At 39.7% G+C, this 4248-nt stretch carries 6 protein-coding genes; 2 read left to right on the forward strand and 4 right to left on the reverse strand.

Annotated elements, in window-relative coordinates:
• Window positions 1-110: 110 nt before the first annotated feature.
• Entirely contained in the window at window positions 111-443 is a 333-nt protein-coding gene (locus BQ7314_RS14765; RefSeq protein ID WP_245395021.1) for a DUF3465 domain-containing protein, read from the forward strand.
• Between the two features lie 50 nt (window positions 444-493).
• Here the strand turns inward: BQ7314_RS14765 and BQ7314_RS14770 are convergent, their stop codons facing one another.
• From BQ7314_RS14770 to BQ7314_RS14785, 4 genes are all read right to left on the reverse strand, one after another.
• The gene (locus BQ7314_RS14770; RefSeq protein WP_174484457.1) at window positions 494-841 is read right to left on the reverse strand and encodes a DUF2956 domain-containing protein; all 348 of its coding nucleotides are present in this window, start codon (window positions 839-841) and stop codon (window positions 494-496) included.
• A 129-nt stretch (window positions 842-970) separates the two neighbouring features.
• A complete protein-coding gene (locus BQ7314_RS14775) occupies window positions 971-1261 on the reverse strand; it encodes a hypothetical protein (protein WP_174484458.1) in 291 nt (96 codons plus the stop codon).
• Window positions 1258-2235 carry an ATP-binding cassette domain-containing protein gene (locus BQ7314_RS14780; protein WP_174484459.1) on the reverse strand — a complete coding sequence of 326 codons (978 nt, stop codon included), beginning with the start codon at window positions 2233-2235 and terminating at the stop codon, window positions 1258-1260. The genes BQ7314_RS14775 and BQ7314_RS14780 overlap by 4 nt, the downstream gene beginning before the upstream one ends.
• Window positions 2236-2238: 3 nt before the next feature.
• Window positions 2239-3324, reverse strand: a complete 1086-nt coding sequence (locus BQ7314_RS14785) for a substrate-binding domain-containing protein (protein WP_174484460.1) — start codon at window positions 3322-3324, stop codon at window positions 2239-2241.
• A 111-nt stretch (window positions 3325-3435) separates the two neighbouring features.
• Between BQ7314_RS14785 and BQ7314_RS14790 the strand changes: the two genes are divergently transcribed.
• Window positions 3436-4131, forward strand: coding sequence for an alginate export family protein (locus BQ7314_RS14790; protein ID WP_174484461.1), 696 nt, complete (start codon window positions 3436-3438; stop codon window positions 4129-4131).
• The last annotated feature ends 117 nt before the right edge of the window (window positions 4132-4248 follow it).

Below are 4248 nucleotides of genomic sequence, written 5' to 3' on the forward strand. Positions count from 1 at the left end.
CGCATCTGCGCTTCAATTTCTTTTGAGTAAGGTTTTATCTTGGGTCGATTTTAAATAAAGTTTATGAGTTGCATCATTATAATTCTTAAATTGAACTTGCCTAAATTAATTTGTGCTCATTCCTTAACAATGCCTATCAGAATCAACAAAGTGATATCCAGGTTAATGGCTCAGGTACCGTTATACGCACACTTAGAGATGATATAAAAGGCAGCCAGCATCAAAAATTCCTGGTTAAACTTGCATCGGGAAATACAATATTAATCGCACACAATATAGACTTAGCACCTCGCATCAATTCCTTACGCATAGGAGATATTATTGAATTTTATGGTGAATATGAATGGAATAAAAAAGGCGGTGTAGTGCACTGGACTCACCGTGACCCTCGAGGTAATCATAAGCATGGCTGGCTAAAACATAAGGGGTTAACTTATCAATAGGCGTACTCAATAAAAATAGCACACGGGCAAGCTAAGGTCGCGCCTCGCCGTTAGTTTCCAAACAAAACAAAAGCTACAAACCCCGCCCAACTGATGCCTAATAAAAGCCATGGCAACCAATGCTGACGATAAATAAATTCTGGTTCAACACCCCCTTCCTCTATTTCCGGCGCATTTAATTGACTTAAACGACCTGAAACTTTTTTTAACTTTTTATTTAGCTCACGCGACCTTTCTTTTTGTTGTTTTTTATACAACTCGATGCCTTTTTGAATGCCTTGTGCAATGAGTTTTGTCTGCTCTTTAGTTTGTCCTGGACGTTGCGTAGCTTTCGCCACCTTCAATGCTTCTTCCTGTGTTTCTGGGGATGTTTGTGTCTTTTTAGAGTATCGGCTCATAGTTTTTTTGTTGCGATTTATTAGTGACTAGAATCATCAGGTGAACTACTCCCGCTTGTCCACACTCAGGCTACCATTTTAAGCCAGTACATATTAGATATAAGTATTCCGCTAAGTTATAGCTCACATTTAAGTACTCTCTGCGGCGTCCTCTTGCTCACTATCTTCTACTGACACATCATCACCAGCATCATCATGCACTACCGGTTTAGGCTGTGGAAAAAACATATTGGCAATTAAAACAGGAATCATCAACAAAATCATCACAGCAATCAAAGTAAAAGCAGGATGAATAATATCTCTTAACCAATAAGCAGCCAAAGCCCCCCAAACCATACGCATAGGGCCTGGTAAGACAACATTTTTTGATGTCGCTTTGCCTTTGGTTTTTATTTTGTTTTTGGCCTTGGCTTTACTCAAAATATCACCACTGAGTTAGATTTAAAATTGAGCCATATTTTATCACCTAGATGGATATTTAACTCACGCAAAGATTGATAAGTAATTAATACCTGAAAAATTACACCCGTATCAACATTTACCAGAATACTACCACCCTCTTCTGCGATCATGACAATACGCCCTTGCATACAATTACGCATACTAGAAACTAATGCCTCGGTGGATAAAACAATATCTTGCGGATTAATAGAAGCATGATGCCCAGAAACGACACCCTCAGGCAAATTAATACGCATCGCACCACTATAAAAAACATGCTCCCGTACAACGCCAGTGAACAAATTAATCAAAGGGCTATGTACGCGTTTGCCTTGAGCTAAGGCTAGCACTTCATCGGCTAAGGCAAAGCCCTGCAAACGGTCATGCGTACTAAAGACTAAGGTCTGCCCTACTGCCTGTGCATACCGTCGTAAAAATAACTCTAAAGACTGGGCACTACTTTGATCCAAATAGCTAAAAGGTTCATCCAATAATAAAACTTCTGGCTCTAATACTAACATCCGCGCTAAAGCAGATTTTTGTAATTCACCACCTGACAATTGCTTTGCTTGTTGTCCTGCACAGTGCTCTATATCTAATTGTCGCAACACGCGCTGTATTTTCTCAGCACGTTGTTTTTTACCGTGTATTCTTAAAGCTAGGTCAATATTATCAAAGACTGTACCACACAACATAAATGGCTTTTGCGCAAGAAAACCAACACGCCGTCTATAGGTTATTAAATCAGACAGTTTAACTGGACTACCGTTAAAAAATAACTCACCTTGCTGCGGGCTTGCCAGAAAAGCACAGAGGTTCAATAAAGTACTTTTTCCTGAGCCATTCGCACCAATTAAAGCCGTTGTCTTACCTTGCTCAATCGTTACTTGATCCAATGATAAAGCAAGCTTATCAGCATAATAAAATTGTAGGTTATTGAATTGGTAAATCATCAATTAAAATAACAAAATAGATAAATCATGACTAGGCGTAACCACAACTCCCGAACGGCTGACATCATAACCCTGTACACCAGCGACACTCAGTTTAAACGCATGACTACCTAATAGCTCAATAAATGAGCGGAATAAAACTTGGTCTGCCTTGGCTTTGGGTAAAACGAACCAATAAGACTCCCAGTTAAAAGGAATAAATGCTAAATTAAATTGTGCTGCTGCAGCTTGCAGACCAAAACCACAATCTGCCGCACCACTTGCCACTATGGCAGCTACCGCGCTATGAGTAAATTCTTCATTAGCATAGCCATCAATCAAGGCACTATCAATACCTGCCCGGCATAACATTTCATCTAAAGTAAGACGACTACCCGAATTGCGCTGACGATTAATGAATTTAACATCAGAGCGTGTTAAGTCACTCAAATTCTGAATATTTTTGGGATTATTAAGTGCCATCATTAACCCCTGTTGACGGCGTAGTGCATAAACCAAGCAATCCGTTTCTGAATTAATTAAACGTTTGACTCTTGGCAGTAGAGCCTTACCTAACTTACCTTCAGGCAAATGAAATCCCGCCATATCATAGCGCCCTGCTCTATAGTGCTGCAAGCTATCTAAGCTACCATGAAACTGGACATCTAAATTTAACCCCTGCGTTTTTTGTGCCAAATCGCGTAAATTAGCAATCACTAAGCCATGACTTGCCGCAATGCGTAAATGACTCTGCGGCCCCATTTGCATTAAAGCGGCCAATTCAGAAGATAACTCTGAGGCCAAACTGGCCAATTCAGGCTCAAGCCGAGCAGCGATACGCTGATATTCCCATAATAATTTTTCACCGAATGCCGTTAATATAGCACCATTACCTCGCCCTCTTTTTAATTCTACTAAAGGATGCTTAAAGTGTTGCTGCCAAAGCTGCAACATCCCCCAAGCATGACGATAAGATAGCTGACATTCCTCGGTTGCTGCGCGCAAAGAACCGTTATCGACTATTGCTTGTAATAAGGAAAATAAGTCCAACGGTATCTCGTATGACTCATCCGCAACACAAACCCAGCGCAAAGTTAATTGTATGCTCACCCATAAACCTCTTATTATGAAATATTAAACCTATTTTTTTAATTTAAATTATATGCTGAAATACCTATAAATAAGACAATTAATTTTTATTTATGTAATTTTAAACATATTATGATAAAAAATAAAAAACTAGCACACTGCTGCGCTTTGACACTAGGACTTTATAGTGGCCTAAATCAAGCAAGCGAAAACTGGAGCGTACAAAAACAACTCAATCTCCCGCACTGGGTAACCTTAAAAATTGACCATCGAACTCGTTACGAAGGTTATGATAGCGCATTCAAAAAAGGTCAATCTGGCGGCGATCAAGTGATAGCCTTTCGTACCAATGTATTTCTGGGCATTAACTACAATAATGTTGAACTCGGCACGGAGTTTATTGATTCACGTATTACTTTAGAGGGCAGCAACACACCAATGAGCACCAGTTTAATTAATCAAACGGACTTATTACAAGCTTACTTAGCTTGGCAAAGCAGCGACCTCTTTAACAGCGGCTTAAAGTTTAAAATCAAGGTGGGACGGCAGACTATGGATGTTGGCAGTCGCCGCTTAATTGCCCGCAATCGATTCCGCAATACGATTAATAATTTTACCGGCCTTGATACCACCCTTAGCCAAGGTACTTGGCACTGGCGTAACTTTGTTGTATTACCTGTCTCTCGCTTACCCAATAATAAAGCTTCTTTACGTTCGGGTAGAACAGAATTTGACCAAGAAAATTTTGAACGAATTCTTGCAGGTACATTCTTGAGCATAAAAAACCTGCCTTTAAATAGTATCGCTGAGCAGGGCAACCGCATATAAATAATCTGAAAAATAAGCGATACTAGTCAATTTCTATAGCCCAGTATTATGTCATTAAGTTTAGTAGAATCTTTTTCATCCATAGATCGGAAGAGCGTCGTGTAGGGAAAGAGTGTA

The sequence above is a fragment of the methanotrophic endosymbiont of Bathymodiolus puteoserpentis (Logatchev) genome (genome assembly GCF_900128525.1).
Classification (GTDB): Bacteria; Pseudomonadota; Gammaproteobacteria; order Methylococcales; family Methylomonadaceae; genus Methyloprofundus.

Excerpts from the sequence above, each read along its gene's own strand:
- BQ7314_RS14770 (WP_174484457.1), bottom strand. The coding sequence starts at position 841 with ATGAGCCGATACTCTAAAAAGACACAAACATCCCCAGAAACACAGGAA.
- BQ7314_RS14780 (WP_174484459.1), bottom strand. The coding sequence starts at position 2,235 with ATGATTTACCAATTCAATAACCTACAATTTTATTATGCTGATAAGCTT.
- BQ7314_RS14790 (WP_174484461.1), top strand. The coding sequence starts at position 3,436 with ATGATAAAAAATAAAAAACTAGCACACTGCTGCGCTTTGACACTAGGA.